The organism is Arthrobacter flavus (genome assembly GCF_039526005.1).
GTDB lineage: Bacteria > Actinomycetota > Actinomycetes > Actinomycetales > Micrococcaceae > Arthrobacter_D > Arthrobacter_D flavus.
This window is the reverse complement of sequence record NZ_BAAAIJ010000009.1, coordinates 102,282-128,706: the sequence shown is the minus strand read 5'-3', so window position 1 is coordinate 128,706 and position 26,425 is coordinate 102,282. Positions and strand designations below refer to the sequence as shown.

Below are 26,425 nucleotides of genomic sequence, written 5' to 3'. Positions count from 1 at the left end.
CTTGAAACCCTCTTTTGTGGGTGACATTGACTACTGGGACCAAGCGAATGGAGCACCAGCGGATGAATTATCCGTTGCAGTACCGGCGTGCCCGTGCGCTGGTCTACGCGGTACTCCTGTTCTGGTTGTGGGCGTGGCTCGGCAGCAGCTTTTTCATCGCTGGTCTCTTCGGATCCCCCGTTCACGCGCTACTGGCAATGTATGCCCTCACCATCGCGGTCCTGGTCTCAATTCCCGCATTACTGCTCGCCGTCGCCCGCATGCTTCTCACACGAACGCGCCCGCAGGCAGGCACTAGGGTCAGCCCCGTGGTGACGGATCTGAGGACGCGGCGTTCCCCGGAATCGGCTCCTATTGACGAGACTGACTGGTGGTTCTCGGACAAAGCGTCCTGAATTTGGCAAAACCTGCGGGAATCCTTCGGGTATTTCGGAAAGACTTTGCCAAATTAGGGCGGTCCGCGCAGTAGTAACAAACCATACTTTTGAGGTGACCTCTAGAGGTTCGGCGCTTATGGGTGCCGGACCTGTTTTGTGTGCAGGACCTCCCGGGATCTGCCGCAAAGCGGTCAAGTCTCTCGCCCCGGTTGAGTTAGGAACACACATATGCGCGTCTTCAGGCGATCCGCCGCGGCACTGACCGGACTGATCCTCTTGGCATCCACCTTGCCGACCTTGACCGCAGAGTCCGCCACGGCGGCCCCCCTCGAACCAGCTGAGACGTCGATCGTTGAGCCCGCCACGCAGGCACCGGTCGATCCGGCGGAAACCCAGGTGGTCGAACCGGCCACACAGGAACCGACTGCGCCAGAGGCGACCGTGCCCGGGTCGCCAGCGTCCGAGGCCCCCGCGATCGAGGAGCCGCTCGAAACGACGTCGGCTGCCCCCGCCGAAACGGCACCTGTCGAACCAGCCGACATACTGTCCGTTGACCCGAACAGCAAGGACATTTTCGAGCAGACCGGTGGCGCTCCCCGTTCGATTCACACCTACGAACCTGGCTACGATTTCGAGACTAACGGGCAGCCGCTCGGACTGCAGCGGGAAGGCGCCGCCACAGCGGAGCCTCAGGACGTTCCGGCGACCGTTGCCCCGGCGCAGCGTCAGGGCACCATCAGGGTCAAACTGGTCACGGTGAAGCTGGCCGACAGTTCAAGTACAGTCTCGATGCCCAACGCCATCAATTCAGTGAATGTCTCGAACAACTACTGGAAATCGATGTCCAACAACCGGCTCTCCATGGCGGTCACCTCCCAGGTGGCAGGGCACAAAACCAAAGCACGCTCCACCTGGTCCTACAACGACATCATGAATCAGGTCACCAACGAACTCCGCTGGACGTACAGCCCGTACACCGCGCTTGTGGTGTTCATCCCTACCCAGCTTCAAGGTGGCATCCTCGGATACGGCTGGAGCAGCAATGGCACCAGCGGCCGAATTCTCATGCCGCAGCACAGCAACTTCACCACCAACGTGGTGACCCACGAATTCGGGCATGTGCTGGGACTCATGCACGCCGACGCGCTGCAGTGCCCCAGGGGCCAGAGCGACATCCCCTCCTTCGCAGGCACCGGCTGCTACATCCGCGAGTACGCCGACACCATGGACCTGATGGGCTCCGCCCAGTGGTTCCAGACCCCCGCGATCAGCTCCAGTTTCTGGGATTACGGAAAGTTTGGTCGGGGAGACGAGATCCGCAACGTTGGGGTTGCCAATGGCAAGAAGACCTACACTCTCAAACCGTGGGCAGGCACAGCGTCAAACCGTGCAGTCAAGTTCACCGACCCAAAGAGTCGTGAAGTCTATTATCTTGAGTTGCGCGCACCTGTGGGCTACGACAGGGCATTGGCGGTCAACGGCAACTTCGGAGTGAAGATAGTGCAGCTAGGCGGTGCCGCACCGAATGCGTCACTGGTACTGATGCCGTCCACCAAGCCCTTCGCCGGCTACTACGCCACGAACCACGCCTGGAAGGCCGGCCGGACCTTTACCACCCACGCGGGGACGAAAGTCACCATCAATTCACTGTCCACCAGCGCCGCGTCGGTCACGATTGATGCCGGCGGCCCCTTCAAGGACATCAGCAGCTCAGGGTTCCGCACGGAGATCGAATGGTTGCACGCCAAGGGACTGTCCACCGGCTGGTCCGATGGCACCTATCGCCCGTCCGCAAGTATGAACCGCGACGCGATGGCCGCGTTCATCTACCGACACGCTGGCAGCCCACCCTTCAAGGCGCCCGCACGGAGCCCCTTCAAGGACGTTTCAACCAAAAGCAAGTACTACAAGGAAATTGCTTGGATGGAGGCTATGGGCCTTGCCACCGGGTGGGGTGACGGCACCTACCGTCCGCTGCAATCCATCAGCCGCGACGCAATGGCGGCGTTCATGTTCAGATACACCGCCGACGCCTGCAATCTCGGTGGCGCCGCAGGGTTCACCGCACCGTCGACGGCCCCCTTCAGAGATGTCCCGCGGGGCACTGAGTTCTATCGTGAGATCGCCTGGATGAAACAGACTCGCGTTTCCACCGGCTGGAGCGACAGGACTTTCCGCCCGCTGGAAAACATCACCCGCGAAGCGATGGCCGCCTTCGTTTACCGGGTCGACGGCGTACAGCGCAAGCTCGGCGGCTGCCGGCTCTGACAGATCCGCCTTGAAGTTCAGGTTTCCCGAGGGAGGCAGGTCTCTGGCCTCCCTCGGGGAGTAGGTTTGGGTGATGGAACCCGCGAAATTGGCAGACCCACAACTACCCGAGCTCATCGCAATGATCGAACGTGAGATTGCCGAGCTCCAGTTTCCCAGTTTCACCTTTGACGATGCACTGTCCCTGGGCCTGCGTCTGGTGAAGCTGGGCACCGACCGCGGCCTTCCGATCGCCATCGACATCAGCCGTACCGATCAGGTGTTGTTCCATGTGGCACTGCCTGGCGCTACCCCCGACAACGAACTGTGGGCCAGGGCGAAGGCGCGTACCGCCGCCCGGTATCAGGAGCCCTCATACCTGGTTGGCCTGCGTGCACTGAGTAGCGGGGCCCGCATGGAAGACAACCCGCTCTTCGACACCACGGTCTTCGCGGCCCACGGCGGGTCGTTTCCCCTCTATGTGCGGGGTGTGGGACCCGTGGCCACAGTGACCGTATCGGGACTCCCCCAACGTGATGACCACGACCTGGTGGTCGAAGCCCTCCGAGGACACCTCCAGCACTGAATACGGCTGGGTAGCTGTCCGTCCAGTAAGGTAAATAAGTGGACCTCTCCCTCGACAGTCCGGCAAGCCGTCTCTCCGCTTGCCCGATGACTCTGCAGCCCGCGCCGCAGTCGGCCCCGAGGTCCACCTATGACGTTGTAGCGGGAGTCTCCCGCTACCCGGTGATCGGCAGTGTTGCTGGCACCACTGAGGAAGATCAGATTTCGGCCAGTAACGGCCACCTGGCGGCGACCCGCTGCTCGCACATATCAAGTGAAAAAGAGTCAATACTGTGAATACCAACAAGACCACCCTGAACGCTCCGCCAGCATTGGCGAAGGGCAGCATGCGCATTGTCGCCCTCGGAGGGCTCGGCGAAATTGGCCGCAATATGACCGTGTTCGAGTTCAACGGCAAACTTTTGATCGTCGACTGCGGCGTGCTTTTCCCCGAGGAAGTGCATCCCGGCGTCAACCTGATCCTCCCCGACTTTTCGGCCATCCGGGACCGACTCCAAGACATTGTCGGCGTCGTGCTGACCCACGGCCACGAGGACCACATCGGTGGTATCCCCTACCTCCTGAAGGAACGGGCCGACATCCCCCTGATCGGTTCTCGCCTGACCCTGGCCTTCATCAAGGCCAAGCTCAAGGAACACCGCATTACCCCGAAGACCATCCAGGTTGAGGAAGGCGCCCGGAAACCGATGGGTCCTTTTGACCTCGAATTCCTCGCCGTCAACCACTCCATCCCCGACAGCCTGGCGGTAGCCATCCGCACCAGCGCCGGAATGGTGCTGCACACGGGCGACTTCAAGATGGACCAGTTCCCCCTCGACCGTCGTATCACCGACCTCGTGGGTTTCGCGCGGCTGGGCACCGAGGGCGTCGACTTGTTCCTCACTGACTCCACCAACGCCGACGTTCCCGGCTTCACCACCTCGGAGAAAGACCTGCTTCCGGCCATCGATACGGTCTTCCGTACCGCCCCGCGCCGGATCATCGTTTCCAGTTTCGCCAGCCACATCCACCGGATCCAGCAGGTCATCGACACCGCGCACCGGCATCACCGCAAGGTGGCCTTCGTGGGCCGCTCGATGGTCCGCAACATGACCATTGCCCGCGAGCTGGGCTACCTCACCATCCCCCGCGGCATCCTCGTGGACTTCAAGAAACTGCAGCAGGCAGACGACCACAAGGTGGTCCTCATCTGCACCGGCTCTCAGGGCGAGCCCCTGGCCGCGCTGTCCCGCATGGCAGGTGGCGACCACGCCATCCGCATTGGCCAAGGCGACACGGTTCTGCTGGCCAGTTCGCTGATCCCGGGCAACGAGAACGCTATCTACGGTGTCATCAACTCCCTCACCAAGCTGGGTGCCAACGTGGTCCACAAGGGCAACGCGAAGGTGCACGTCTCCGGTCACGCAAGTGCCGGCGAGCTGGCCTACTGCTACAACATCGTCAAGCCCCGTAACGTCATGCCGGTGCACGGAGAATGGCGTCACCTCAAGGCCAATGAGGCCATCGCCGTCGCCACCGGCGTGGACCCCAAGAATGTAATTCTCGCTGAGGACGGCACCACCATTGATCTGATCGACGGCAAGGCAACCATCTCGGGCAAGATCCCTGCCGGGCTGGTCTTCGTCGACGGCGACAGCGTGGGCCACACCACCGAGGACACCCTTGAGGAACGGCGCCGTCTCGCCGAGGAAGGCGCAGTCACCGTGCTCGCCATCATTGATGCGAAGACCGGTGAAATGGCCGAACCACTCGAATTCTTTACGAAGGGCTTCGAGTGCAGCCAGGACGACCTCGACAAGGCGTCCGAGGCAATCGAGAAGTCGCTGTCCAACCCGGGTGGGCGCCGCGGTGGCGGCAACAACGATCCTGAAGAGGTCATCGAGCGGGCAACTGCGTCCTGGATGCGCCGGTTCTACAACCGGACCCCAGTGGTGACCGCGATCGTCGTCGACGCCTAACTACCTGAGGAATGCCCGCCGCCCCGAACCCTCTGTGGTGGGGATGGCGGGCATTCTTGCTTTCAGGGGAACCTATTGCCACACGGTCCGGAAGTCAGACACAAATTGTCGGAGCGGTGTCGCTGGTTGTCCCGAAATTTTGCGCACGGCGCGGTTGGGTAACGCCGAAAGGTTGAGCCGCACAACTTTGTGAATCATCTTCTGCACGGCGATATAGTCTTCGGACGCTCCGTCAGTGACCAACCGGGACAGGTAGTCATCCTCGCTTGGGCGATCGTATTGGATGGGCCGACCGAGCACTTCAGTCATCACCTGTGCCACCTGCCAGTACGTCATACTTCGCTCGCCGGAAAGGGTGTAGGCCTTTCGGAGGTGCCCCGGCTCCGAGAGGACTGCTGCTGCGACGCGTCCGACGTCGCGCGCGTCGATGAACGCGATGCGCGCGCGTCCTGCAGGAACGAAAATCTCACCTCGAGTGCGAATAGGTTCGGCGTAGGTTGTCGAAAGATTCTGCATAAAGAAGTTCGGTCGGAGAAAGGTGTACGGCGCCCTGATCTGTCGCAGGTATTCCTCGACCGCATGGTGTGGCGTCTTACGATTCATCTGGACACCCTGGAGAGACAGGAAAGCTATCTGTCGGATGCCTGTGCGTTGAGCCGCGTCAATTACCGGAAACAACATGGACCGAACATCGGCTATCGCTGGCGGGCGCATCAGAAAAAGACGGTCCACTCCTTCGAACGCTTCCTCCAGCTCAGCCGGAGCCGCACCGAACGTGAACGCACGGACCTGGGCCGCCTCCGGCACCTCCGCCCGGGCGGCGCGATCGTGCACTCCTGCGATGACCTGCTCCCCACGGCCCAATAGGTGTCTGACGACCGCCGAGCCCACGGTGCCAGTGGCACCGGTTACCAAAATTGCTGTCATGGGGCCCCTGACACTTTGGAGAGAGAGGTGGCAACGTTGACCAGTTCATCGTCGGAAAGATCCCCGAACCAGGGCGTGGCACCGACAACCAGTGCTGTTTCAAACGCGTCGACCTGTTTCCTGGCGGGATCGGTCAGGCACAACACTCTTGCGCGGCCGTCGTGTTCCGCGGGTTTTTGTTGCACCAGGCCCGCCGCGCGTAGGTGTTCGACTGTCTGAGTGATCGCACCGCGGGTGACCTGCAGGGTGTCTGCGAGGCGTCCCGGAGTGAACGGCTCGCTGCCGTGGGCCAACAGAAAAAGGATGTCCACTTGGGTCCGCGTGAGTGTGACGTCCCCGAAAGGCGTGGACCTCGGTGAAGCCAGTACCCGGGAAAGCCGGACTACCTCGGTGAGGATTGTCCTGATCTGCTGTGATCGTTCGCTAGCGGGCGACGTGCTCATGCGCTGACAAACGGCATTTCCCCGACATAGGAGCGGTCCACCACCTGAGTAACAATGAAGTCCGCGAGATCGTCCCGGCTAATTTGCGTCGAGGCATCGACGCCGACCCAGCCCACCCGGTAGGACCCGATGCCTGGTTTTTCTGTCAGCCTCGGCCCCCGCACCACCGTCCACTCCAATCCAGAGGCCTTCAACACGTCGAAATGCCCTTCTGCATCCGCGAGGACCTGGCCAGACAGCCTTTTCAACAGGAATCGAATGATCCGGTCCGGCAGACGCGGCTGGTCCAGTGGCGCTGCCAGTCCCCCGCCCGACAGTGTGACGATCCGGCTCACCTCGTGCTGCTTCATGGCCGCCACGATGGTTCGGGTGCCGTCCGTCTGGAGTGACGCCGGGGAACCCTTCACCTGACCGAACAAGCTAAGGACCACATCCGATCCCGCCACCGTTTCGTCGACGGACTGCGGATCCATCACATCACCGCGAATGACAGTCAGCATCGGCGACGACATCTGAACCTTGCCGGGGTCACGCACCAGGGCTCGTACTGTGTACCCGGCGGCGAGTGCACGGCTGAGCACTCGCCGTCCAGTCTTTCCCGTTCCGCCAAATAAAGCGATTGTCACCATGAATATACTTTAGCTGCTAAACCTTTTCTCGGCTATGGCTTGGGGCTACCGTGGGCGCTCTAGGGTTCTCCTCCTTCATCGATCGGGAACGATATTGCTGGTCGGCAATATCCAGCGGTGCCTCCACTATCAAGACGACACCCAACTCGGAGGAGGTGCCGGGGCTGCGTTACGAAGTTGCAGTAGCCGCCCCGTCATCGTTGGATCCGGTTCGACCACAATCAATCAGGCAGTTGATGTCCGGGATCCGGCTCGTTCCCCGCCAGGGCGATTATCCGCTCCGCGGCACGCACCATCGCAATGTCAATGAACGTGCCGTCCTGAAGCACGAAGGCTCCGGTGCCGTCGACGGCGGCCGCCTGCACGCGATCCACGATGCCTTGTGCCCGGGCCACCTCCGAGGCACCCGGGGTGAAGACGCGGCGGATGACGTCGAGCTGCCGCGGATGCACCGCGGTGCGCCCGGAAAAGCCGAGGGTGCGGCCTGCGCGGCAACTGGCTTCCAGCCCGTCGACGTCGACGACATCGGCATAGACCGCCATCAGAGGCGAGGGCAGACCAGCTGCGGCTGCCGCGTTGACGACGCGACTGCGTGACCAGGCAAGCCCCGCTTCACCGGCGGGGCCAGCGGGAACTCCCAACGCGGCACGCAGGTCCGCCTCACCGGTTGCAATAGAGGAGACTCCTGAGCAGGCGATCTCGAACGCCCGCTCTATGGACAGCGCAGTCTCAAGAAGTGCATGCACCTGGCGCCCTGGCATTGCTGCGCGGAGGGCAGCAATGTCCTCAGCCGCCTGCGTCTTCGGTAACCGCACCCCGAACGCCGGCGGGAGCGCGGAGACCGCATCAAGGTCGGCTTCATGCGCAGAGGATCCGACGGCATTCACTCGTACCTGCACGGCTGGGGCATGATCTCCGCAGGCCTCCCAGAGCGCCGCGAAATCTGTCAGGGCCGCACGGGCCTCCGCCTTGCGCGATGCGGTGACGGCGTCTTCGAGGTCGACGATGACCGCATCCGCTCCGGCGCGCAGCGCCTTCTCGAACCGTTCGGGCCTGTCAGCCGGCGCATAGAGCGCGACAATGATTGGCCGGCTCATCGGATGCTGCCGTCCTCGCGCAGGGCCGCGAGTTCGCCGGCTGTGTAACCCAGCTCGGTCAACACATCCTCCGTATCCGCTCCATGAGCCCGCCCGGTGAATGCGATCGTCGCTTCATCGCGCGACATCCTAAACAGCGGTCCCTGCATGGCCATGTCGCCGAGGTCGGCATCCTTGATGCGGTGGATCGTTCCGAGCGCGTTGAACTGCGGATCGGCAACAATCTCGGAGGGTTCGTAGATAGGAGCCACCGCGGCCTCGGCGGCCTCGAACGCGCCGATGACCTCGTCTCGTGAGTGTCGGGCGATCCACGAGCCGACGGCGTCGTCGAGAAGGTCGGCGTGCTCGGCACGGGTCGCGCCGGTGGCGAACCACGCCTCGTCGGCCAGTTCGGGCCGGCCGACGAGAGCCACAACACGCTCCGCGATGGACTGCGCGCTCGTCGACACAGCAACCCAGGAGCCGTCCTTGGTGCGATACGCGTTGCGCGGGGCGTTGTTGACCGAGCGGTTGCCCGTGCGCGGTTGTGCAGTTCCCAGTTGATCCCAACGCGTGATCTGCGGGCCAAGCATCGCAAGGATCGGTTCGATGATTGCGACGTCGACCTCCTGGCCTTTCCCGTCGCGATCACGGGCGTGCAGAGCGACCATGACCGCATAAGCGGTAGCGAGGGACGCGACCCCATCCGCGAGCCCAAACGGCGGAAGCGTCGGTGGCCCGTCCGGTTCCCCGGTGGACGACGCGAACCCACTCATCGCCTCGGCGAGGGTCCCGAACCCTGGCCGGCTCTTGTACGGACCAATCTGCCCGAACCCGGTGACACGGGCCAGGACCAGCCCCGGATTATCCGCAGACAGCGTGGCGTAGTCCAGCCCCCAGCGCTCAAGCGTGCCGGGGCGGAAGTTTTCGATCACGACGTCCGCGGTCTGGGCGAGACGCAGAAATGCATCGCGCCCGCCGTCCGTATGCAAATCGATCGCCACAGTGCGCTTGTTGCGGCCGAGGGTCTTCCACCACAGGTTCTGCCCATCCTTACTCGGTCCATGACCGCGTGCCGGATCAGGCCGGTTCGGATGCTCGACCTTGATGACGTCGGCACCCATATCGCCCAGGTGCATCGCTGCCATCGGACCGGCAAAAAGTGTGGAGGCATCCACGACCCGCAAGCCGTTCAGGGGACTCATCGGGTTTTCTCCTGCCCTGTGACCTGGCCGTCGGACATCTGATCAGTGCAGATACGGAACCCGATGGAGTCGGACGCATCCTGACCAAGCCCGGCCAGAAGAAGTTTCGCACTGAACTCCGGATGTTGGACACCGCCGTCGAAGTACCAGTCCGAGCCCTCGCTGCGGTGGGCGCTCCCACCCTTGAGCATGACGAAGCGGGTACGGCCATCGGAGTGCTCAGACTCGGTCCAGTTCCACACTGCAGGAGTCCGGCGGAGAAAGCCCGCCCGTGTCGCAGCCAGCTGCCACTCGTCCTCGGAGGGGAGACGCCCACCCACCCAGGCCGCGTATTCGCGGGCCCGGGACAACGTCACGTTGGTGACGGGGCGTTCGGGGTCCCGAGCGTCAGTGTGCTCGCCGATCGCATCAAGGAAGCTGGCATATTCAGCTTCACTCACCTCAGCCACAGCAACCTGGACCGGATGCGCGACGACGACGGAGCGTTCCAGCGTGCGAGGGTCATGGAGCCGCGGGGGGAGAGGCTTCCACTCGTCGACGTAGGGTGCCCCGTTGTACATTCCCGTCTCACGCATCCGGAACCGAACGGTCAGCGTGTGCTCGCCAGCCGGAACCGTGACAGAGGGCACGGATACCGGTGTAACCGGACCATTCCAGCGAGGTGCGCTCATGCGACGTGCGGTGCGGTGCCGGAAGGACCCATCACACTCCCCGGTTTCGCCCTTGAGAGCAGAGCGGACAGCGTCGATTTCTGCGGGGACCCCGGCCTCGGCACCGACCTGCACCGCAGCGGCTATTCCCTTCGCGGGCACGGTGATCATTTCGGCTGTGTCACCGGGGTGCAGCGCCACCCATCCGCGGCCCGCCACATAATACTCGGCGTCCGCATCCGACGTGTTCGCCAGGAGCAGCAGCGTGACACCATCGAGCTCAAAGGCCGACCCGACGACCGAGCCGTCGACAACCGTCAGCGGCGTCCACTCACCGTCGATGAGCCAACGATGCAACCCTCGCTGGACAGGGAGCATGCGGCGCAACGTCGAGGCATCGCGGTCATTCCAGCCGACCCACGTCCCAAAAACGACCTCCCAGACCATGATTCCGACACCGTTGAGCCAGGCCGATCGGAGCTCCTCGGCGTGGTCCCGGTGCCACCGACGGATATGGTGCTGCATGTGGCGGCGCTCATACCATCGCGCGCGAAGGACACCCGGATATTCTGAGTCGCCGAACCACTGCGCCCAGGACAACGTATGGTCGGCGATTCGCTCGGTCGCGAGCTTCGACTCACCCTCAAGGCCGATGCCGGGGCGCGCTGCATCCAGCGCCGCGACAAGCTCTGGGTCCGCCTTCTTCAGCGTGTCAAGGAAGACGCCGTCCGCCCCCAGGCGGCGCACCGCCGCTGCGAGCTCGTCCGCGTCGGCCCCTGCTCGGCGCGTTCCCGTGTCCCACGGGTTGTAGTCCAGGAACACGGCGACCCCCGCGGCGCGCAGGACCGCTGCCGCTTCGGCAAGACCCAGCACATCGTAGAAATCCCATTGGTTGCGGTCATCGATGCCGATCACGGGATACGCGTGCCACAAGACCAGGCCATCAAGGCCGCCGAACCGCTCACGGCCGTCGGCCAGGAAACGCTCGGGCGTGAACCTCTGCGACTCGAAGTCGAAGAACAATTCGTCCCACAGCCAGACCTGCGCCACTGTGAAGCACCGGCTCGCCCAAGCTGAAGCGTCGTCGTCGTACCGGGTAGGCTCGCCGTGTCGCTCCCGCGCTCCGTCCCGCCACGCAGTGAGCTGAGCTCTCCACTGAGCAAGATCCTCCGGATCGGCCGGGGCCGCGAAGATCTTCGCGTCGTCGAGCGCAATCGCTGCATCTCCGCTCAACAGGTCCGTATCCAGCGGCACCCGACTGGGCAGATCCAGTTCGCGGGGATGCAATGGGTCGAATCCGCCGCTCATGCGTTGGTCCTTTCGATGAAGGCTAACACTTCGCTCGCCGTCGGCACCGCGTCCTGAGCTCCGGATCGGGTCACGGCAAGCGCTGCGGCAGCCGCTCCGGCACGAGCTGCTTGCAGGAGCAGGGGGATGTCCACGGTCGCCGGTGAACGGCCGGATGCGTCGAGGGTCGCGGCGAACACTCCGCAGAAGGTGTCGCCGGCACCGGTCGTGTCGATGGGGTCAGCGGCGAATGCGGGCACGTCCGCGCGTTCGTCCCCGCAGACAACGAGCGAGCCGTGTCGGCCGAGCGTCACAACGAGTGCGCGCACTCGCGTCGCGAGTGCCGTGACGGCGGTGTCAAGGTCACCTACTCCGGCGGCGTCGAGGGCCTCGTGCTCGTTCACGATGAGCACGTCAACGGAAGGCAGCAATGCAGCACCGTCGATGACGAACGGTGCAGAGGGTGCTGCATTCAGAAGGTGCCAGGCCTGCTTGTGACGGGCGGCTGAGGCATCCAGCACGAGCGAGGTCGGGACTTCCAGCTGCGTCAACACAACGTTTGCGGCGTTCACAAGGTCGCGTTGCGCCGAGGTGAGAGAAGTAGGCACAGCATTTGCGCCGGGCACGACGACGATCGTGTTCTCAGCTGCGGCGTCGACTGAAATTAGTGCCGTACCACTCGGCCCGTCGACCTGCGACAGGCCGGAGACGTCAATATCGTCCGTGACGAGGGCCTCTCGGAGCATCTCTCCGTCCGGGTCGGCGCCGACGGCGCCGACAAAAGCGACGGATGCGCCGCCCGCGCGGCGGGCGGCTACAGCCTGGTTGGCGCCCTTACCGCCGCCGGTTCGCACCAGCGTTGAGGCGAGGACGGTCTCCCCCGGCCGGGGGATCCGGTTCACGCGCGCGACGATGTCCTGGTTGATGCTGCCGACGATGACGACGCTCATGGTGTTCCTTTCGACAGCTGGTATGTGCGTTCAGCGAGCTGACGAATGGATCGCTCCGACTCACCGGGGAGAGAGGTAGCGATACGGTCCTTGAGCGGCTCGGTCCAGGCCTCACCGATCGCGTCGGCCCCGATCAGCCCGCCGACGACTGAACCGACGGTCGCGCCGACCGAGTCGGTGTCCCATCCTCCTGCGACGGCGAGCGCAATGGCGGCACCGAAGTCGTCGCCGTAGGCCTGGATGGCACACGCCGTGAGCGCGGCGTTGTTGAGGGTGTGCACCCAGTGCATCCCTGTGAACTCCGCATGGAGTGTATCGAGGGCCGCTTCGACGGTCAGCGACCCGTCGGCGAGGGCGCGGCCGGTCTCACGGCCGACCTGCACAGCGGCGGCGAGGCGCGATGCTGTTGGCACAACCGTATCGGCGGCATCCAGCACGTGATTGGCTGAGGCTTCGGTGAGGGAGGCGGAGCACAGCGCTGCGGCCCACATCTCACCGTAGATACCGTTGCGGGAATGGCTGAGCCGAGCATCGGTCCATGCCGATGCAGCTGCGGCGCGCACATCTCCGGGGTGCGCCCAGCCATGCACATCGGCCCGGATGAGAGCACCAATCCATTCGCGAAACGGATTGTGATGCCGTGCGGTGTCCGGCACGGTCCGAGCATCGAGGAGGTTCCGGTAGGCTGCGCGTTCCGCGGTGAAGACCCTGCCGGCGGGCAGTGCCGCCAGCCATGCCCCCGCAATGTGCTCGGTTGTCAGGTTCTGCCCGTGAGCCTCCACCAGATCAAGCATCAGAATGGGGAAGTTCAGGTCGTCGTCTTCGGGCATTCCGTCGATGTTCTCAACGAGTGAGGTCGGAGCGGAGCGACGGTTCCATGGCCAGCGCTCCGCGCTATTTCCTGGGAGCCCGACGGCGGTGAAATAGGTCTGGATCGGCCAGTTTCCGGTTGCTCGGGCGATCTCCTCAATGCCCTCGCGGGGGATTTTCTCCACCGGCTTACCCAGCAGGCATCCCGCCGAACGGCCGAGCCACGCTCCGTGCACCCGCCCGAACGCCACTGATGCGCTCGGGACCGGGACCTCGGGCGGGAGTAGCGCGATGATATCGACCCACTCATCCGGTTCTTGGGCGCTCGGTGTCTGCAGGGTCTGCAGCTCATCGAGTACCGTCCGGGCAAGCGCGCGCACCTCTGGTGGAGGGGCTTCGGCGCTCGCCCCGGATGGTGCAAGTCGAGTCGACCCTCCGGCCTTCGCCCATCGCTCCTCGATCGGAGCGATGTCGTTCTCCGCGACACCCTGTTCGCGAAGAGCGACGAGCTCAGCCGCGATCAGGTCCTCTGGCTGGGCCCAGGTCAGCCTCACGCCGCGTTGTCCGGGCCGAGCAGGGATTCCAGCGCCGCAACCCGCTGTGCGGCGCGGTCGGCATCCGCCCGCGCGACATCGCGCACCACTTCCGTCATCGACGCAACCACTCCGTTGAGATCGAGACGGCTGGCGGTCGTGACATCAGTGACCCAGTCGGCAGGCACGGCGTCAATGCCGTGGAGGCCACCGCAGATGGCGCCTGCCATGGTCGCAATCGAGTCGGAGTCACGGCCGTAGTTGACGGCGTCGAGCACCGCCGCACGAAGGTCCCCGTCGCGGGCGAGAACGAAGCCGAGAGCGACGGGCAGCTCTTCGATTGACTTGGTTCGTGAGGGTAGACGTGCATCCATCGCCGGGGCACGGTAGTGGTCGCCCACCGTGTCGAAGGGCGCAACAGCGGTACGCACAATCCGAGCAAGGTCGCGCGGATCATCCGATCCTCCATCCGCGATAAAGGCGTCCACCGCCTCAAACACGGCGCGGATCGCTGCGGCAGTTCCATCGTGTGCAACAGACAGCACAGCGTCCCTCACCCCGGCGACGGTCGCACCGGGGGCCGCGGATGCTGCCACAGCTGCTGCGAACACACCTGCGGCCTCACGCCCATAGGACGACTGGTGCGCTCCGGCGATATCGATGGCCTCCGCGTATGCGCTGCGCGGGTCGCCAATGTGGACCAGTCCGACCGGAGCCATATACATGGTGGCGCCACAGTTGACGATGTTGCCAACACCCGCTTCACGCGGGTCGGCGTGGCCGTAGTGCAGCTTCGCAACGATCCATTTCTCGGCGAGAAAAACGCGCTGCAGGATGAGTGCCTGATCCTCGAGCTCGGGAACCCAGCGACGCTCACCGATCATCAGAGGTACCAGATCGCCTGCGACGTCGTAGGCGTCGAGGTGACGGCGCCGTTTGGCGTACACCTCGACGAGTGCGTGGGTCATGAGGGTGTCGTCAGTAATGTGCCCATCACCCTTGTGATACGGCGCGATCGGTCGGGCGGTCCTCCAATCGGCGAGGAAGGGCCCAACGATGCCCTCGACCCGGCCGCCGTGGCGCTCCTCGATCTGTTCGGGGGTCCAGCCCTCCGTTGCACCGCCCAGCGCGTCTCCCACGGCAGCTCCCGCAAGTACCCCGGCCACTCGATCCTGTAACACGTTCATTCTCTCTCCTTGATTGCCTCTGATAGCGACGACGTGGCGGGGGTGAACCGGCGGCCCACCCCCGCGCATCATCACTCGGCGATGTCAGTCCAGCCGTCGGTCAGCTGGGTGGCCAGCTCCTCGCGGGTGATCTGATCGGCCAGGTACTGCTGGAAGGCGGGCGTGGCGATGGTGTCCTTCCACTCCGTGTACTTTTCCACCTTGAGGAACGGGGGTCCCTCAAGGCCGTCTCCGGAGGCCAGCACCTGGGTCCATGCGGGGTTGTCCGCTGCCATCGTCTCAACCTCGGCCCGAGCGGAGTCGGACGATGGGATGAGCGCATCGGCGTAGGCGATCTGAGCCAGGTTCTCGCCGCTTGTGAAGTAGTTAAGGAACTCGGCCGACTCTTCTACATACTCAGAATCAATATTCACTGAGTAGGTCTGCGGATTCGCGGCCTGGATGGCACCGGCTGAACCCTCAAGGGGAGGCAGCGCGACCCAGTTGAAACCCTCCGGTGCGTCATTGGCGATATTCGTGGCCTGGAACGAGCCCTGCACGGTCATCGCCACCTTGCCGCCGTAGAACGATGCCAGCACTTCCGATCCGGACTGGGTTAGCGACGTGGGCTCGACTGACTCGTCGGTGTAGGTCATGTCATGGATGAGCTCCGGCACCGCGAGCTCGGAGTCACCGACCTCGATTGATGCGTCGGTGCCTTCACCCTCAAAGTAGCCGCCGTCGAAGCCGAGCGAGAGACTCATCATTGTCGCCGTCGGCGATGCAAGACCCCAGCCAAGGCCATAGTTACCGTCCGTGGTCGTCGCTTGGGCGATTTCCCTCAGTTCCTCCCACGTCATGGTGTCGCCGCTGGGCATCTCTACACCCGCGGCCTCGAGAAGATCGGCATTGGCGAAGACCATGTATGACTGCAGCGTCGACGGGTACGCGATAATCTCGCCGTCCTGCGTAACGGAGTCCCAGATGCCCTCTGAGATGTCGGCCTTCAGGTCGTCGTCGATGTAGTCGGTCAGATCGGCAAGATAGCCGTCGGACGCGAAGGAGACAATGGAGCTCGCCTCGTAGTGAATGATGTCTGGCGCCGTTCCGCCGGTGAACTGGGTGATGAGCTTGTCGAACGTCCCGTCCCAACCGGCTTGGACGATCTCGACCTGGACATCTTCGTTCTCCCCATTCCACTCGTCGACGATCGACTTCACGGCGTCCTGAGTCGCCGGCTGGTCGGACAGCGACTGGAACTGGAGGGTGACTGCGCCACCTTCATCGCTGTCCGACCCATTGCTTGCACTGCCCTGCTGGCAACCGCTCAGGGCGAGGGCTGCTACGCCCACGAATGCGACGGCGCCTATGCCTCGGATTTTCTTCATGCTGCTCGCCTTTCTTGTTGTGATGCGTCTGGTGATTCTCTAATGGGCAGGGTCAGCCTTTGACTGCACCGGCGAGCATTCCGCCGGTCAGCTTCTTCTGCAGGATGGTGAAAATGATGAGCGACGGAATGGTCGCGAGGATCGCCCCGGCGGCCAGTGGGCCGAGCTGCGTCTGGCCTTCAGCTCCCAGGAACGAACGCAGGGCGATTGGGAGGGTATAGAGCTCCGGGCTCTGCAACAGGACGAGCGCCAGGAAAAACTCATTCCAGGCCGAGACGAAGGTGAACATGGCCGTCGCAACAAGCCCTGGTGCCAGCAGTGGGAGGATGATCGTCCGCAGGATCGTGATGCGCGAGGCCCCATCCATTTCTCCGGCTTCCTCGAGTTCGACCGGGATCGCCGCAACATAGCCCTGCAGCATCCACAGGGTGAAGGGCAAGGTGAAGGTGACGTACACCAGGATCAGACCCAACAGAGTGTCATTGAGGCCGATCGAACGCAGCACCAGAAACAACGGGATGATGATGAGGATGGAGGGGAAGACCTGGCTGGTGAGGATCCAGATTGTGCCGGCCGCGCGCAGCCGCCCCTTGAGCCGAGCGAGGGCGTAGGCCATCGGCATCGACAGCAGCACAGTGATTACCATCGTTGACAGCGAGACCATCAAGGAGTTGCCGGCCGCCGGCAGGAGGTTCTGACGCTCCAAAGCGGAACCGTAATTGCTGAAGTCCCACACAGCCGGCACGAGGTTAACGGCGAGCGAGTTCAGTTCCCCCGACGATTTGAACGAGGCGGACAGCAGCCACAGCAGCGGGAAGCCGAGAAAAAGGAGAAACCCCGTCAGCGCGGTGTACATGAGCACCGTCGCATACCAGGGACGCTTGAAATTCACGACCGTGCTCCCTTCGTCTGGCGGAACTGATTGATGAGGTACAGCGACAGGATCAGCATGATCGCGATCACGAGTACGTCGCCCATCGCCGAGGCGTATCCGATTTCACGGTTACGGAAGGCCTCCAGATAGGTGAACAGTGGTGGAATCATCGTGCGCCCTCCGGGACCGCCCTCGGTGAGGACATAAATGAGGCCAAAGGAGTTGAATTGCCAGATGAAGTCGAGGGCCGTTACCGCAAAAATGATAGGGCGAAGGGAGGGCAGGGTGATGTGCCAGAACCGGCGGAACGCTCCGGCGCCGTCGACCGCCGCAGCCTCATGCTGCTCGGATGAGACCGACTGCATACCCGCCAGCAGTAGCACGGTCGTCTGCGGGATGCCCGCCCAGACACCGACGACGATTACTGCAGGGAGTGCGGTCGAGAAGTCGCCGAGCCAGTTGACTCCCGGGATGCCGACCGATTCGAGCACTCCGTTGAGCGGGCCCGAGTTGGGGTTGTAGATCATCCGCCACACAATCGCGATGACCACCGGCGGCATCGCCCAGGGGATCAGGGCCAGCACCCTGGTGAGACCCTTCAGGCGTAGATCACTGTTCAGCAGGAGAGCCAGACCCATCGCGCAGACGAGCGTGAGGAGCGCGACCGAACCTGCCCAGACAATGCCGATTCCAAACGATCCCCAGAAGCGGTGATCACCGAAGAGTTCGATGAAGTTTCCGAAACCGATGAAGTTAATCTCGGCATTCCGCCTCAGCGTGGCATCGGTGAAGCCGAGAGCTACACCGCTTACCAGCGGGATGACGGAGAAGATGATGATTGGAAGAAGTGCCGGAATCACCAGACCGATGGCTTCCCGACGTTGCGCGCGAGCGCGGTAACCCACCCGTTTCACTCCCCGCGGTGCCATCTTCGCCTCGCGTGGGGCCTTTGTGGCGCTGGTGCTCATCGGGCTGCCCTCTCGTCGTTGAGATCACTGGCTTCGGTGCGGTGGCTGGGAGGTGATACTGCGGGGCCCTGAGTGCGCGCGCGGGATGATCCGCGGACGACCAGTGAAGGCGCGACGGTAACGGTATGCGCGGGACGATTCGGTTCCTCGATCCGCGCGAGCAGCAACTCCGCCGCGACACGACCACGCTCTTCTGCACCGAGGTCGACGCTGGTGAGGCCTGGGCGGATGACTCCCGCCAGTTCGGTGTTGTCGACGCCGGTGATCGCGATATCGCCGGGGACGGTTAGTCCGAGGTCGGTAGCTGCCTGGATTGAGCCGATGCCGATCAGGTCATTCGCCGCGACAATCGCATCAGGACGCGGGTGTTCCTGCAGGACCCGAAGCGCTGCGGCGTAGCCCGCCGCGATAGTGAAGTCGTCCGCGCCGACGCTACGCGCCGAGATGGCCGGGTGCGCGGCGACCGCGGCAGCAAAACCATCGCGTCGGAGGGCGCCCGGGGTGGTGTCGCTGGGACCGTTCACGAATACGACATCTCCCCGGCCCTCCTCAACGAGGTGGTCTACGAGAAGGCGCATAGCTGTGATCGAATCCGCGCGTACGGTGTCCAAGGTGGCGCTGTCAGGCAACCGTCCGAGGACGACCACAGGCGTCGGTGTCTTTGCGAGCGCAGAGAGGAGTTCATCCGTGACGCGCAGCGGCGAGAGGATCATCCCGTCGACATATCCGCGGCCGAGGTCGCGCACCACGTCGACCGAGGAGGAGGACGTGCCCGTGGATGACAGCACCAGCCGGTAGCCGGAAGCCGAGACGACACGTTCAATTGCGGTCATCATCTCGACGTAGACGGGGTTACCGATGTCGGCGACGGCGTAGGCGAGCTGGTTGGTACGGCCCAGCTTCAGCGACTGAGCCGTCGCGTCGGCAACGTACCCGAGTTCTTCGGCGGCTTGCTGCACCTTGGCTACGGTCTTGGCGCTCGCGATCTGACCGTTTAACGCCCGCGAAGCAGACGCAACGGACACACCGGCATGTACGGCGACCTGCGTGATAGTGACCCGGACCAACGCTCTCCCTCGAGTGTTGTAAACGTTTACAGTGGATGCACGAGATAATTCCATTGACGCGCTCCGGTGTCAAGAAAAAGCGCCCACTGGGCGTCGGGACAGTGTCTTGTGGTCCCCCTCGGGCCTCTGCGTGGGTGCGTGACTCCGCCCGGATCAACCGGGGGCAGCCGAGGCTGATGCCCTAGCTGGCTCATCCTGAACACCAAGACCGAGACCAGCCCCGGGCGCTGACCGGAACTGCGTCATCGACATGATCGTTGAGAGGGCATGAACAGACGCATTGTTGTTCCGATAGTGACCCTACTGGCCTTCACCGTTATTGCTGTCGGGCTGTATCTGTTCCAGCCGTGGCGGATGTTCACCAGCTCAACCGTGACCGAGGACATTCCGTCTGTAACGGAGACTGTCACCCCTGCGCCAACCCAATCCGGGCAGCCATCGGTTGAGCCCTCCGAGCCCTCGGCTGAGCCCTCCCCGATCGCTCCTCGTGAGATTCTCACCGGCGAGCTGATCAGCCACGAACATGCCAGCACCGGTACCGCGAAGATCATTGAACTCGCCGACGGGAGCCAGATCCTAAGGCTCGAAGGCCTGGACACCTCCGACGGCCCGGACCTTCGGGTATGGCTTACCGACGCCCCCGTGATCGAGGGAGTAGACGGCTGGCATGTCTTTGACGACGGCGCCTACCTCGACCTCGGTGCCCTCAAAGCCAACAAGGGTAATCACAACTATGCGATCCCGCCCGGGGCAGACCTGACCGCCTATAGCTCGGTCAGTATCTGGTGCGCGCGCTTCGCTGTGTCCTTTGGCGCCGCCGAACTGGAGGGACAAGTCTGATTCGGGGCCGAAAGAGATTCTTGTAGCCGTACGCCTCGTCCAGCGGATGCCACCCACGCCAGAACTCCAACTAACCAAGACTGAATTCGCCCGAACTCAGTAAAGAACATAGCGTACTGTTTTCTTTGAGATGGCTCCCTTTACTTTCACACGGATACGACGCGATGGATAGGCTCACCTCGCCTGATCGTGACATTCCCCCGAGAACGACCGATTGACCGCCTGCCGCACATCAGAACCGAGGCCCAATGTCTGACAAGTCCGAGTCCAGTGCTGCTGGCGAGTCCGGGTCGTCAAGCAGATTCAGGCATCTTTTGCCGTACCTGGCTGCCCACAAGACAGCCCTCACCCTCGCCTTGATGCTGAGTGTCCTCGGCGCGGGAGCGTCGTTGGTGCAGCCGTTACTGGTGAATCAAGTCATCGGCCGAGTGGAGGCTGGACAGGCACTCGGGAGCCTCGTGGTCATCTTGGCGGTCCTCGTCGTCCTCTCGGGCGTCCTGGGCGGCTTACAAACCTACATTCTCCAGCGGACCGGAGTTGCAGTAGTTTTCGCCGCCCGGCGGGGACTTGTGCGCAGTATCCTCAATCTTCCCATCAAGGAGTTCGATCGGCGTCGTACGGGCGACCTCGTTTCTCGCGTCGGCTCTGACACCACACTGCTCTACGGCGTCCTCACCCAGGGCCTCGTAGATGCCGCGGGAGGCTCACTTGTCTTCATCGGCGCGCTGACCGCGATGCTGATCATCGACCCAGTAATGCTGGCCCTGACCCTCTCCGTTGTCGCCATTTCAGTGGTGACGGTCACGGTACTGTCCAAGCGCATTCGGCGCGCGAGCCTTGAGCAGCAGCGACGCGTCGGAGACCTGGGCGCCGCGGTCGAGCGGGTCCTCAGCGGCATCCGGACCGTACGCGCCGCGAATGCTACGGAGCGAGAGATTGCCAAGATCGACCGACAGTCTCGTGGAGCTTTTGAAGCTGGCCTCGAGGTCGCCAGGATCTCCGCATTCATCGTGCCCATCTCCGGGATCGCCATGCAGGCATCCTTCCTTATCGTCCTGGGGGTCGGCGGCTACCGAGTCGCTTCAGGCACGATTTCATTGGCCGACCTGGTCGCCTTCATTCTCTTTCTCTTCATGATGATTGGCCCACTGAGCTCCGTGCTCGGAGCGATCACCTCCGTGAATCAAGCCTTGGGCGCGATAACTCGCATCCGCGAGGTGACGACGTCTCCCAGCGAGACTGACGACGACGTGAAGATCGACCTTGTCTCGCCCTCCTCCACCGCAGCCGTGTCCTTCGAAGAGGTCACCTTCTCTTACGGAGACGAGACCACTGACGATGAACTCTCCGGACAAAGCCACCCCAGCTCGCCTGTCCTGGTGGGGCTGTCATTCGAAGTACAGCGGGGGTCGCGGACCGCAATTGTGGGGCCGTCGGGAGCGGGAAAGAGTACAGTGCTTGCTCTTCTTGAGCGATTCTACGACCCGTCGTCGGGAGTTGTGCGGCTGAACGGAACGAATGTAAGAGACATAACTCGGACCAGCCTGCGGTCGCAGATCGGCTACGTCGAGCAGGACGCCCCAGTGCTGGCGGGGACGATAGGCGAAAATCTCCGGTTGGTGGCAGACAGCGCAACAGATGACGAGTGCAGGGCCGTCTTGGCATCGGTGAACCTCGACGCAGTTCTTGGGCGGAGTCCGATGGGACTGGAAGCATCAGTCGGCGAGGACGGCGTCATGTTGTCAGGCGGCGAACGTCAACGGTTAGCTATCGCGAGAACACTGCTAAACGCGCCGCCGATCCTGCTTCTCGACGAGTCGACGTCGTCGCTGGACAGTCTCAATGAAGTATTGCTGCGCGACGCAATCGATGCCATCTCAGCGCAGCGAACACTGATAGTGATCGCGCACCGGCTCTCGACTGTTGTCGACGCCGATCAGATCATTGTCCTTGATGGCGGACGCATCGTCGGAGTTGGCACACACTCAGAGCTCCTATTCACAACGCCCTTGTATCAGCGCCTGGCGGAACATCAACTCCTCGCCTGAACGTATCCCGTGCTCGGCTATGACCGGTATCCGGAACACGAATATCACTAGGACTCTGGAAACAAAACAATATAATCGGTATGTTTATTAGGTCGCCGATCCGACGATGATGCTATCCATCCACACCACGAGGTCGATGAGATCCCATGACAATCATGTTGAAGCGCCAAGCTGCTGATGAGCATCGAGCAGGAGACCGGCCTGAACCGGCGAGTGACAGCGAAGGTTTTGATGAGTATCTCGGGCCAGCTGACCAACGATACTTTGGATCTGGCTATCGGCGCGTCAAGCACCAGATCCTGGAGCTGGCAATCCGATGTGACCCCGATGGGTCCGCTGCTCTGGCAGGGATGGGTGCCGCGCTCTATCCCCACGACTGGTCGAACGACCCGGCCGGGGTGCCCCGAAAGCCTCACCTGAGCACCATCGATGCCTTAGTCATGTCCGTCAGCATGGCTGAAGAGCACCTACGCCACGTCGATGGTTTGTCCGAGGCTCAGTTAGGCGATGCGTGGCTGGTTGAGATCGACGTCAAGGCCGGGGCGCAGCCGTGGGACCAGTTGAACAACATCCCACTATTCTGTCGACGAACCAGCCTTGATCGCTCAGGGACCTCAGCCGAGTCAGCTTTCAAAGCCAAGGTCGGAGCCATGTCGGTTGTCGTGCGCCTACGACACAATTTTCCTGTCCTGGATGACGCAGCCGCAAGGCAGAGCGAACGGGACAAAGGAGTACGCAACGCGTCATGTCTAGGCCGCGCTCTCGAGGGGCGGTACCGGGAGACAGGGCATAAGTCCTCCGTTCGCCTCGTCGAAGTGGGCGGCGAGATAGTGATGGATTCGACCCACCGGATCGCTCCTCGTGGCCAGAGTCGTCCAGAAGGCTTGGAGAGTTCGTATTGGCCTAGCGTGACGGTGATCGATTGTCTCGTGATCGCATCGCAAATGGCGCAGGTTCTCATTTACGCGGCACCTTCGATCAGTCGCAGTACCGTTTCGAACCTGTGGATGCGGAGAGCGCGCTTCACGGCAAAGCGGCCACCCCAAGCGGGAACGTACGCCTCCGCGGTTCTGCGGATCACGGGAGAGCGGTCATTCGATCGGGGGAAAGAGGGATCTCTGCACAGCGTCGACGTCGAATGCTCGAACCTGTTCGGCATCGCGGCTTCTGCCTCTCTTGCGTACACCTTGCCAGTTGCCGACGGCGAACTGCCTGCTCCTCGTGATCGCGATTAGGGTGCTGACGGAACCTCCGGTTCGTGACAGCGGAGCGGCGAGTGAGGTGGGCGACGGTCGTCGTGTTCTGTTGATCGGCGCCCGAGGATTCATCGGCACGGCTGTCTCTCAGCAACTCAGAGCCAGTGGGTGGCTCATCACCCATTTGACCCGCCATGCGCTCATCCCGGGGCAAGGTGAAATCGCAGGTGACCTCACAGATCTCGATTCGTTACGACGAGCGTGCGTTGGACACGACGTCGTCATCAATGCGGCGAGCTATGTCGGTCCCGATGCGAGAGAACAGCACGAGGTGAATTCGCGCGGGTCGCGGCACCTGGCCAACGCTATCGAGGGAACGAGTGTCTCGCGCCTGGTCTACATCAGCAGCACAAGTGTGTACGGCGGCCAGGTGCCGAACGGATCAAGGGAGCAGCACGTCGGATTCACACCACGCTCCACCTTGAGCGCGAGCCGACTCGAAGCAGAGAGAATAACGCTCGACACCGGTGGAGTGGTTCTGCGACCGCACCTCGTCTACGGTCCGCGGGACAGGTTCTTCCTCGCCCCGCTAATCCTCGCGATGCATTCACTGGGCGGTTGGATAGAACGCGGCAAGGCTCGAATCTCCGCTATCTCCAGCGAGACCCTCGCGCGTGCCGTATCCGAAGTGGCTGCACACACCTCCATGCCGGTTGCCGGCCAGGTTTTCCACGCTGCTCATCCCAAGACTGTATCCGTTGAGCAGTTGGTAGAATCGATACTGCGCTCCGCTGGTCGTACAGCGCCAACCAGGTCATTCTCCGCAGACCACGCCTTCGAGGTATTGAGATCGAAGGGGGTCACTGCGAACCAGATCAGTATGGTTGCAACTGACAACTGGGTCGACTCCACTCGACTCTGGGAGCGTCTGAATGTTCCACCAGCCGCTCCTTTGCACCTGACTGCTGCTAGCCACACGTGGTACCAGTCTCAGCTGGATCGTATGTAATAAACTGTCCCAAAACTGACAAACCGGGCGATGGAAGGATGCGAACAGCACATCCAAGCCGGTAGCATTTCCGCGAAAAACAATGGAGACGAATGGCCAAGCAAGCTCGAGCGCGCGCGACGAGAGAACTGATCGTTCAAGCTGCCGGCACCGTGTTCTCGCAGAAGACCTATGCACAAGCCACGCTGGGAGATGTGCTGGCAGAGGCTGGCGTTACGCAAGGCGCCCTGTACTTCCACTTCCCCTCCAAGAAAGCTGTCGCGCAGGAAGTAATCGATCGGCAGCATGAGCTATTCCTGGCCGCAGGCGAAACTCTCAGCGACCCATCCGTCAGGGGGTTGGAAACGATGATTATGCTGTCACGGGAACTCGCCCAACAGATCACTTCGGATCCGCTGGTGCGAGCCGGCCTTCGACTGAGCACGGAATCAGCAGACGTATTCGTCGAGACCGCGAGCAAGCCCTACGAGGACTGGATCTCGGCGTGTGAGGTGCTCATAGATCGCGCGATCATCGAAGGCGACATCTCTCCACGGCAGGACTCAGGTCGGCTAGCCGCTTTTGTAATCGCGACGTTCACCGGTGTGCAATCTCTTTCCCAGGCGCGGACCCACTGGGCAGACATCATCGACCGCCTTGAAGAGATGTGGGCGTTCTTGCTCGAAGGTATCTCCTCGACAGACGCAGCCCAACGCCCCGACGTCTCGGCACTGCTTAGAAGCTGAACGCGGATCCACCGGTTTAGGTGGCGATCGTGAGGTTTGCGTGCTGTATCTGGCTAGATGAGGATGCATCTGACCGGCCGGGCCGACACCGTCAAACTTGAGCGGCGCTGGTACGGGACTGGCCCTGCTCTACTTCGAGGGTGATGAATCGATCCGGCAGGCGTTGGTACCACCTGAGAGACGGTAGCGGTTGCCCGCAACCCACCGGTAGCCGGGCTTCGCCGCCCAACTCAATGGCGGGGTTCGGAGCATAAACCCGGCCGCCGACCAGAACACTCCTTGATCACGCAGTAATTCTGCGATCGCCAGATGACCGCCGATGGGCGCCCTGCCCGGGCGGTAGACCCAGGCTTGTTCCACCGCGTCCGACGTGGTGAGCCCAATGCGGGACAAATCCACATCCGGGTGGGCGGCCAGTTGCATCATCGATGGCAGCCGCCGTCCGAACCACGAGAGCGCATTCATGCAGAAGCCACAGTCGGGGTCGTAAATGAAGAACGGAACATCGACGTCAGTCACTTGATCCCGCATCTCCTTTCGATTCGCCTGCCGCCCGCAATCCGGGTCAGGTGTCTTCACACAGAGCATGAGCATTCGGCAGCGACGCCTGGATTGTGCCGGATAAAAGGTCGCCAACCGACCTTCCAGCCCGCAACCGGGGGCATGAATAAAACCTATCAAAAAAACAGGGCGTATGGTATTTTTTTGAAGAAGGACAGGGTTTAGACCTTGGGGGCGCGAACCGATCGCGGCTTTCGGCATAGTCGTCGGCCTGCAGGAAACCTTCTACACAACGAATGGGGCTACGAAATGATTGACCTTCTCGAAAAGCGTGTCGGGGCGACACTCGACGCAGCAACCGCCGCAGCGAATGGCAGGACGTTCGCTACGTCAGTCAGCCCGGTGTTGGCAACACCGGCGGCGGCTCCGGTCGTGGCCGTCGCCACCTGGAAGCTCGCTGCAGGAGCAGCCGCCGGTGCCGGAAGCGTCGTCGGCGCCTACGTCGCTGGCCGCTGGGCTGGTAGCTGGTAGCTGGTAGCTGGTAGCTGGTAGGTCCAGATGGACTCTCTTACACTGCGAGCCGCCACCGTCCTCGACAGCATGCATGTCGACGGCGCACCGGCGCGCGCCTTGGTCAGCATGCCTGTGCTGGCTACTCCTGCTCTGCTGGTCGGCGCGGCTTACGTTGCTGTCGCGGCGACTGTTCAAGACTGCCCCAAAGTGGGCGGAAGGTAAGGAACGACATGACAACAATCGACCAGCGGGCAGGTGCCGTTCTCGACCGCCTCGTATCTACCAACCCGAATGAGAAGGGGGTCACGCGAAGCAGCATGCCCGTGCTCGCAACGCCATTCGCAGCTGCGTTCGCCGGTGCCGCATATGCGGGCGGGCTCATTGCAGCTTTTGAAGCAGGCAGGACCGTTCGCGGCGGCTGAGGATCGGTCGACGACGACCGAGATTCTTCCA

The 26,425-nt window shown here is 62.7% G+C and carries 26 protein-coding genes; 12 read left to right on the top strand and 14 right to left on the bottom strand.

Going from position 1 to position 26,425, the window contains the following annotated elements; all coding sequences use genetic code 11:
• Positions 1-20 precede the first annotated feature (20 nt).
• From ABD059_RS04520 to ABD059_RS04505, 4 genes are all read left to right on the top strand, one after another.
• Positions 21-395 (top strand): hypothetical protein, encoded by a 375-nt coding sequence (locus ABD059_RS04520; RefSeq protein WP_343878095.1) that lies wholly within the window; start codon positions 21-23, stop codon positions 393-395.
• Positions 396-605: 210 nt separating this feature from the next.
• On the top strand, positions 606-2,645 hold the full coding sequence (locus ABD059_RS04515) for an S-layer homology domain-containing protein (protein ID WP_343878093.1): 2,040 nt from the start codon (positions 606-608) through the stop codon (positions 2,643-2,645).
• A gap of 73 nt (positions 2,646-2,718) precedes the next feature.
• A complete protein-coding gene (locus ABD059_RS04510; protein WP_343878092.1) occupies positions 2,719-3,210 on the top strand; it encodes a heme-degrading domain-containing protein in 492 nt (163 codons plus the stop codon).
• A 325-nt stretch (positions 3,211-3,535) separates the two neighbouring features.
• Positions 3,536-5,167: a ribonuclease J gene (locus ABD059_RS04505; RefSeq protein WP_343878153.1), complete on the top strand. Its 1,632-nt coding sequence runs from the start codon at positions 3,536-3,538 to the stop codon at positions 5,165-5,167.
• A 72-nt stretch (positions 5,168-5,239) separates the two neighbouring features.
• Here ABD059_RS04505 and ABD059_RS04500 read toward each other — a convergent pair whose 3' ends face one another.
• From ABD059_RS04500 to ABD059_RS04440, 13 genes are all read right to left on the bottom strand, one after another.
• Positions 5,240-6,094, bottom strand: a complete 855-nt coding sequence (locus tag ABD059_RS04500) for an SDR family oxidoreductase (RefSeq protein ID WP_343878090.1) — start codon at positions 6,092-6,094, stop codon at positions 5,240-5,242.
• Positions 6,091-6,537 (bottom strand): MarR family winged helix-turn-helix transcriptional regulator, encoded by a 447-nt coding sequence (locus tag ABD059_RS04495; protein ID WP_343878088.1) that lies wholly within the window; start codon positions 6,535-6,537, stop codon positions 6,091-6,093. Before ABD059_RS04495 ends, ABD059_RS04500 begins: the two co-directional genes overlap by 4 nt.
• Positions 6,534-7,166, bottom strand: a complete 633-nt coding sequence (locus ABD059_RS04490) for an NAD(P)-dependent oxidoreductase (protein WP_343878086.1) — start codon at positions 7,164-7,166, stop codon at positions 6,534-6,536. The genes ABD059_RS04495 and ABD059_RS04490 overlap by 4 nt, the downstream gene beginning before the upstream one ends.
• A 221-nt stretch (positions 7,167-7,387) precedes the next feature.
• Positions 7,388-8,263 carry an HpcH/HpaI aldolase/citrate lyase family protein gene (locus ABD059_RS04485; protein ID WP_343878084.1) on the bottom strand — a complete coding sequence of 292 codons (876 nt, stop codon included), beginning with the start codon at positions 8,261-8,263 and terminating at the stop codon, positions 7,388-7,390.
• Positions 8,260-9,447 carry a CaiB/BaiF CoA transferase family protein gene (locus ABD059_RS04480; RefSeq protein WP_343878083.1) on the bottom strand — a complete coding sequence of 396 codons (1,188 nt, stop codon included), beginning with the start codon at positions 9,445-9,447 and terminating at the stop codon, positions 8,260-8,262. Before ABD059_RS04480 ends, ABD059_RS04485 begins: the two co-directional genes overlap by 4 nt.
• Positions 9,444-11,405, bottom strand: coding sequence for an SUMF1/EgtB/PvdO family nonheme iron enzyme (locus ABD059_RS04475; protein ID WP_343878082.1), 1,962 nt, complete (start codon positions 11,403-11,405; stop codon positions 9,444-9,446). The genes ABD059_RS04480 and ABD059_RS04475 overlap by 4 nt, the downstream gene beginning before the upstream one ends.
• A complete protein-coding gene (locus ABD059_RS04470; RefSeq protein ID WP_343878081.1) occupies positions 11,402-12,334 on the bottom strand; it encodes a ribokinase in 933 nt (310 codons plus the stop codon). The genes ABD059_RS04475 and ABD059_RS04470 overlap by 4 nt, the downstream gene beginning before the upstream one ends.
• A complete protein-coding gene (locus tag ABD059_RS04465; protein WP_343878080.1) occupies positions 12,331-13,698 on the bottom strand; it encodes an ADP-ribosylglycohydrolase family protein in 1,368 nt (455 codons plus the stop codon). The genes ABD059_RS04470 and ABD059_RS04465 overlap by 4 nt, the downstream gene beginning before the upstream one ends.
• Positions 13,695-14,864, bottom strand: a complete 1,170-nt coding sequence (locus ABD059_RS04460; RefSeq protein ID WP_343878078.1) for an ADP-ribosylglycohydrolase family protein — start codon at positions 14,862-14,864, stop codon at positions 13,695-13,697. Before ABD059_RS04460 ends, ABD059_RS04465 begins: the two co-directional genes overlap by 4 nt.
• Before the next feature lie 71 nt (positions 14,865-14,935).
• The gene (locus tag ABD059_RS04455) at positions 14,936-16,231 is read right to left on the bottom strand and encodes an ABC transporter substrate-binding protein (protein WP_343878076.1); all 1,296 of its coding nucleotides are present in this window, start codon (positions 16,229-16,231) and stop codon (positions 14,936-14,938) included.
• Positions 16,232-16,283: 52 nt separating this feature from the next.
• The gene (locus ABD059_RS04450) at positions 16,284-17,123 is read right to left on the bottom strand and encodes a carbohydrate ABC transporter permease (protein ID WP_343878074.1); all 840 of its coding nucleotides are present in this window, start codon (positions 17,121-17,123) and stop codon (positions 16,284-16,286) included.
• A complete protein-coding gene (locus ABD059_RS04445) occupies positions 17,120-18,073 on the bottom strand; it encodes a carbohydrate ABC transporter permease (protein ID WP_343878073.1) in 954 nt (317 codons plus the stop codon). Before ABD059_RS04445 ends, ABD059_RS04450 begins: the two co-directional genes overlap by 4 nt.
• Positions 18,070-19,194, bottom strand: coding sequence for a LacI family DNA-binding transcriptional regulator (locus tag ABD059_RS04440; RefSeq protein WP_343878071.1), 1,125 nt, complete (start codon positions 19,192-19,194; stop codon positions 18,070-18,072). Before ABD059_RS04440 ends, ABD059_RS04445 begins: the two co-directional genes overlap by 4 nt.
• A 213-nt stretch (positions 19,195-19,407) precedes the next feature.
• Here ABD059_RS04440 and ABD059_RS04435 point away from each other — a divergent pair, with 213 nt between their 5' ends.
• From ABD059_RS04435 to ABD059_RS04415, 5 genes are all read left to right on the top strand, one after another.
• A complete protein-coding gene (locus tag ABD059_RS04435) occupies positions 19,408-19,980 on the top strand; it encodes a DM13 domain-containing protein (RefSeq protein WP_343878069.1) in 573 nt (190 codons plus the stop codon).
• Between the two features lie 248 nt (positions 19,981-20,228).
• Positions 20,229-22,028 (top strand): ABC transporter ATP-binding protein, encoded by a 1,800-nt coding sequence (locus ABD059_RS04430; RefSeq protein WP_343878067.1) that lies wholly within the window; start codon positions 20,229-20,231, stop codon positions 22,026-22,028.
• Between the two features lie 158 nt (positions 22,029-22,186).
• Complete coding sequence (locus ABD059_RS04425; RefSeq protein WP_343878065.1) at positions 22,187-23,263, top strand: AvrD family protein; 1,077 nt, start codon at positions 22,187-22,189, stop codon at positions 23,261-23,263.
• Positions 23,250-24,233: an NAD-dependent epimerase/dehydratase family protein gene (locus tag ABD059_RS17700; protein WP_377959536.1), complete on the top strand. Its 984-nt coding sequence runs from the start codon at positions 23,250-23,252 to the stop codon at positions 24,231-24,233. Before ABD059_RS04425 ends, ABD059_RS17700 begins: the two co-directional genes overlap by 14 nt.
• A gap of 92 nt (positions 24,234-24,325) precedes the next feature.
• Positions 24,326-24,958, top strand: coding sequence for a ScbR family autoregulator-binding transcription factor (locus tag ABD059_RS04415; RefSeq protein WP_343878062.1), 633 nt, complete (start codon positions 24,326-24,328; stop codon positions 24,956-24,958).
• A gap of 129 nt (positions 24,959-25,087) precedes the next feature.
• Here the strand turns inward: ABD059_RS04415 and ABD059_RS04410 are convergent, their stop codons facing one another.
• Positions 25,088-25,477 carry a thiol-disulfide oxidoreductase DCC family protein gene (locus tag ABD059_RS04410; RefSeq protein WP_343878060.1) on the bottom strand — a complete coding sequence of 130 codons (390 nt, stop codon included), beginning with the start codon at positions 25,475-25,477 and terminating at the stop codon, positions 25,088-25,090.
• A gap of 291 nt (positions 25,478-25,768) precedes the next feature.
• Here ABD059_RS04410 and ABD059_RS04405 point away from each other — a divergent pair, with 291 nt between their 5' ends.
• The 3 genes from ABD059_RS04405 to ABD059_RS04395 are packed head-to-tail and all read left to right on the top strand — an operon-like array spanning position 25,769 to position 26,394.
• Complete coding sequence (locus ABD059_RS04405; protein WP_343878059.1) at positions 25,769-25,990, top strand: hypothetical protein; 222 nt, start codon at positions 25,769-25,771, stop codon at positions 25,988-25,990.
• Positions 25,991-26,017: 27 nt separating this feature from the next.
• Complete coding sequence (locus ABD059_RS04400) at positions 26,018-26,194, top strand: hypothetical protein (RefSeq protein WP_343878058.1); 177 nt, start codon at positions 26,018-26,020, stop codon at positions 26,192-26,194.
• An 8-nt stretch (positions 26,195-26,202) separates the two neighbouring features.
• Positions 26,203-26,394 (top strand): hypothetical protein, encoded by a 192-nt coding sequence (locus tag ABD059_RS04395; protein WP_343878057.1) that lies wholly within the window; start codon positions 26,203-26,205, stop codon positions 26,392-26,394.
• Positions 26,395-26,425 lie beyond the last annotated feature (31 nt).

Coding starts and splice junctions, on each gene's coding strand:
- ABD059_RS04515 (WP_343878093.1), top strand. CDS start 606: ATGCGCGTCTTCAGGCGATCCGCCGCGGCACTGACCGGACTGATCCTC.
- ABD059_RS04510 (WP_343878092.1), top strand. CDS start 2,719: ATGGAACCCGCGAAATTGGCAGACCCACAACTACCCGAGCTCATCGCA.
- ABD059_RS04505 (WP_343878153.1), top strand. CDS start 3,536: ATGCGCATTGTCGCCCTCGGAGGGCTCGGCGAAATTGGCCGCAATATG.
- ABD059_RS04500 (WP_343878090.1), bottom strand. CDS start 6,094: ATGACAGCAATTTTGGTAACCGGTGCCACTGGCACCGTGGGCTCGGCG.
- ABD059_RS04495 (WP_343878088.1), bottom strand. CDS start 6,537: ATGAGCACGTCGCCCGCTAGCGAACGATCACAGCAGATCAGGACAATC.
- ABD059_RS04490 (WP_343878086.1), bottom strand. CDS start 7,166: ATGGTGACAATCGCTTTATTTGGCGGAACGGGAAAGACTGGACGGCGA.
- ABD059_RS04485 (WP_343878084.1), bottom strand. CDS start 8,263: ATGAGCCGGCCAATCATTGTCGCGCTCTATGCGCCGGCTGACAGGCCC.
- ABD059_RS04480 (WP_343878083.1), bottom strand. CDS start 9,447: ATGAGTCCCCTGAACGGCTTGCGGGTCGTGGATGCCTCCACACTTTTT.
- ABD059_RS04475 (WP_343878082.1), bottom strand. CDS start 11,405: ATGAGCGGCGGATTCGACCCATTGCATCCCCGCGAACTGGATCTGCCC.
- ABD059_RS04470 (WP_343878081.1), bottom strand. CDS start 12,334: ATGAGCGTCGTCATCGTCGGCAGCATCAACCAGGACATCGTCGCGCGC.
- ABD059_RS04460 (WP_343878078.1), bottom strand. CDS start 14,864: ATGAACGTGTTACAGGATCGAGTGGCCGGGGTACTTGCGGGAGCTGCC.
- ABD059_RS04455 (WP_343878076.1), bottom strand. CDS start 16,231: ATGAAGAAAATCCGAGGCATAGGCGCCGTCGCATTCGTGGGCGTAGCA.
- ABD059_RS04445 (WP_343878073.1), bottom strand. CDS start 18,073: ATGAGCACCAGCGCCACAAAGGCCCCACGCGAGGCGAAGATGGCACCG.
- ABD059_RS04440 (WP_343878071.1), bottom strand. CDS start 19,194: ATGGAATTATCTCGTGCATCCACTGTAAACGTTTACAACACTCGAGGG.
- ABD059_RS04435 (WP_343878069.1), top strand. CDS start 19,408: ATGAACAGACGCATTGTTGTTCCGATAGTGACCCTACTGGCCTTCACC.
- ABD059_RS04430 (WP_343878067.1), top strand. CDS start 20,229: ATGTCTGACAAGTCCGAGTCCAGTGCTGCTGGCGAGTCCGGGTCGTCA.
- ABD059_RS04415 (WP_343878062.1), top strand. CDS start 24,326: ATGGCCAAGCAAGCTCGAGCGCGCGCGACGAGAGAACTGATCGTTCAA.
- ABD059_RS04405 (WP_343878059.1), top strand. CDS start 25,769: ATGATTGACCTTCTCGAAAAGCGTGTCGGGGCGACACTCGACGCAGCA.
- ABD059_RS04400 (WP_343878058.1), top strand. CDS start 26,018: ATGGACTCTCTTACACTGCGAGCCGCCACCGTCCTCGACAGCATGCAT.
- ABD059_RS04395 (WP_343878057.1), top strand. CDS start 26,203: ATGACAACAATCGACCAGCGGGCAGGTGCCGTTCTCGACCGCCTCGTA.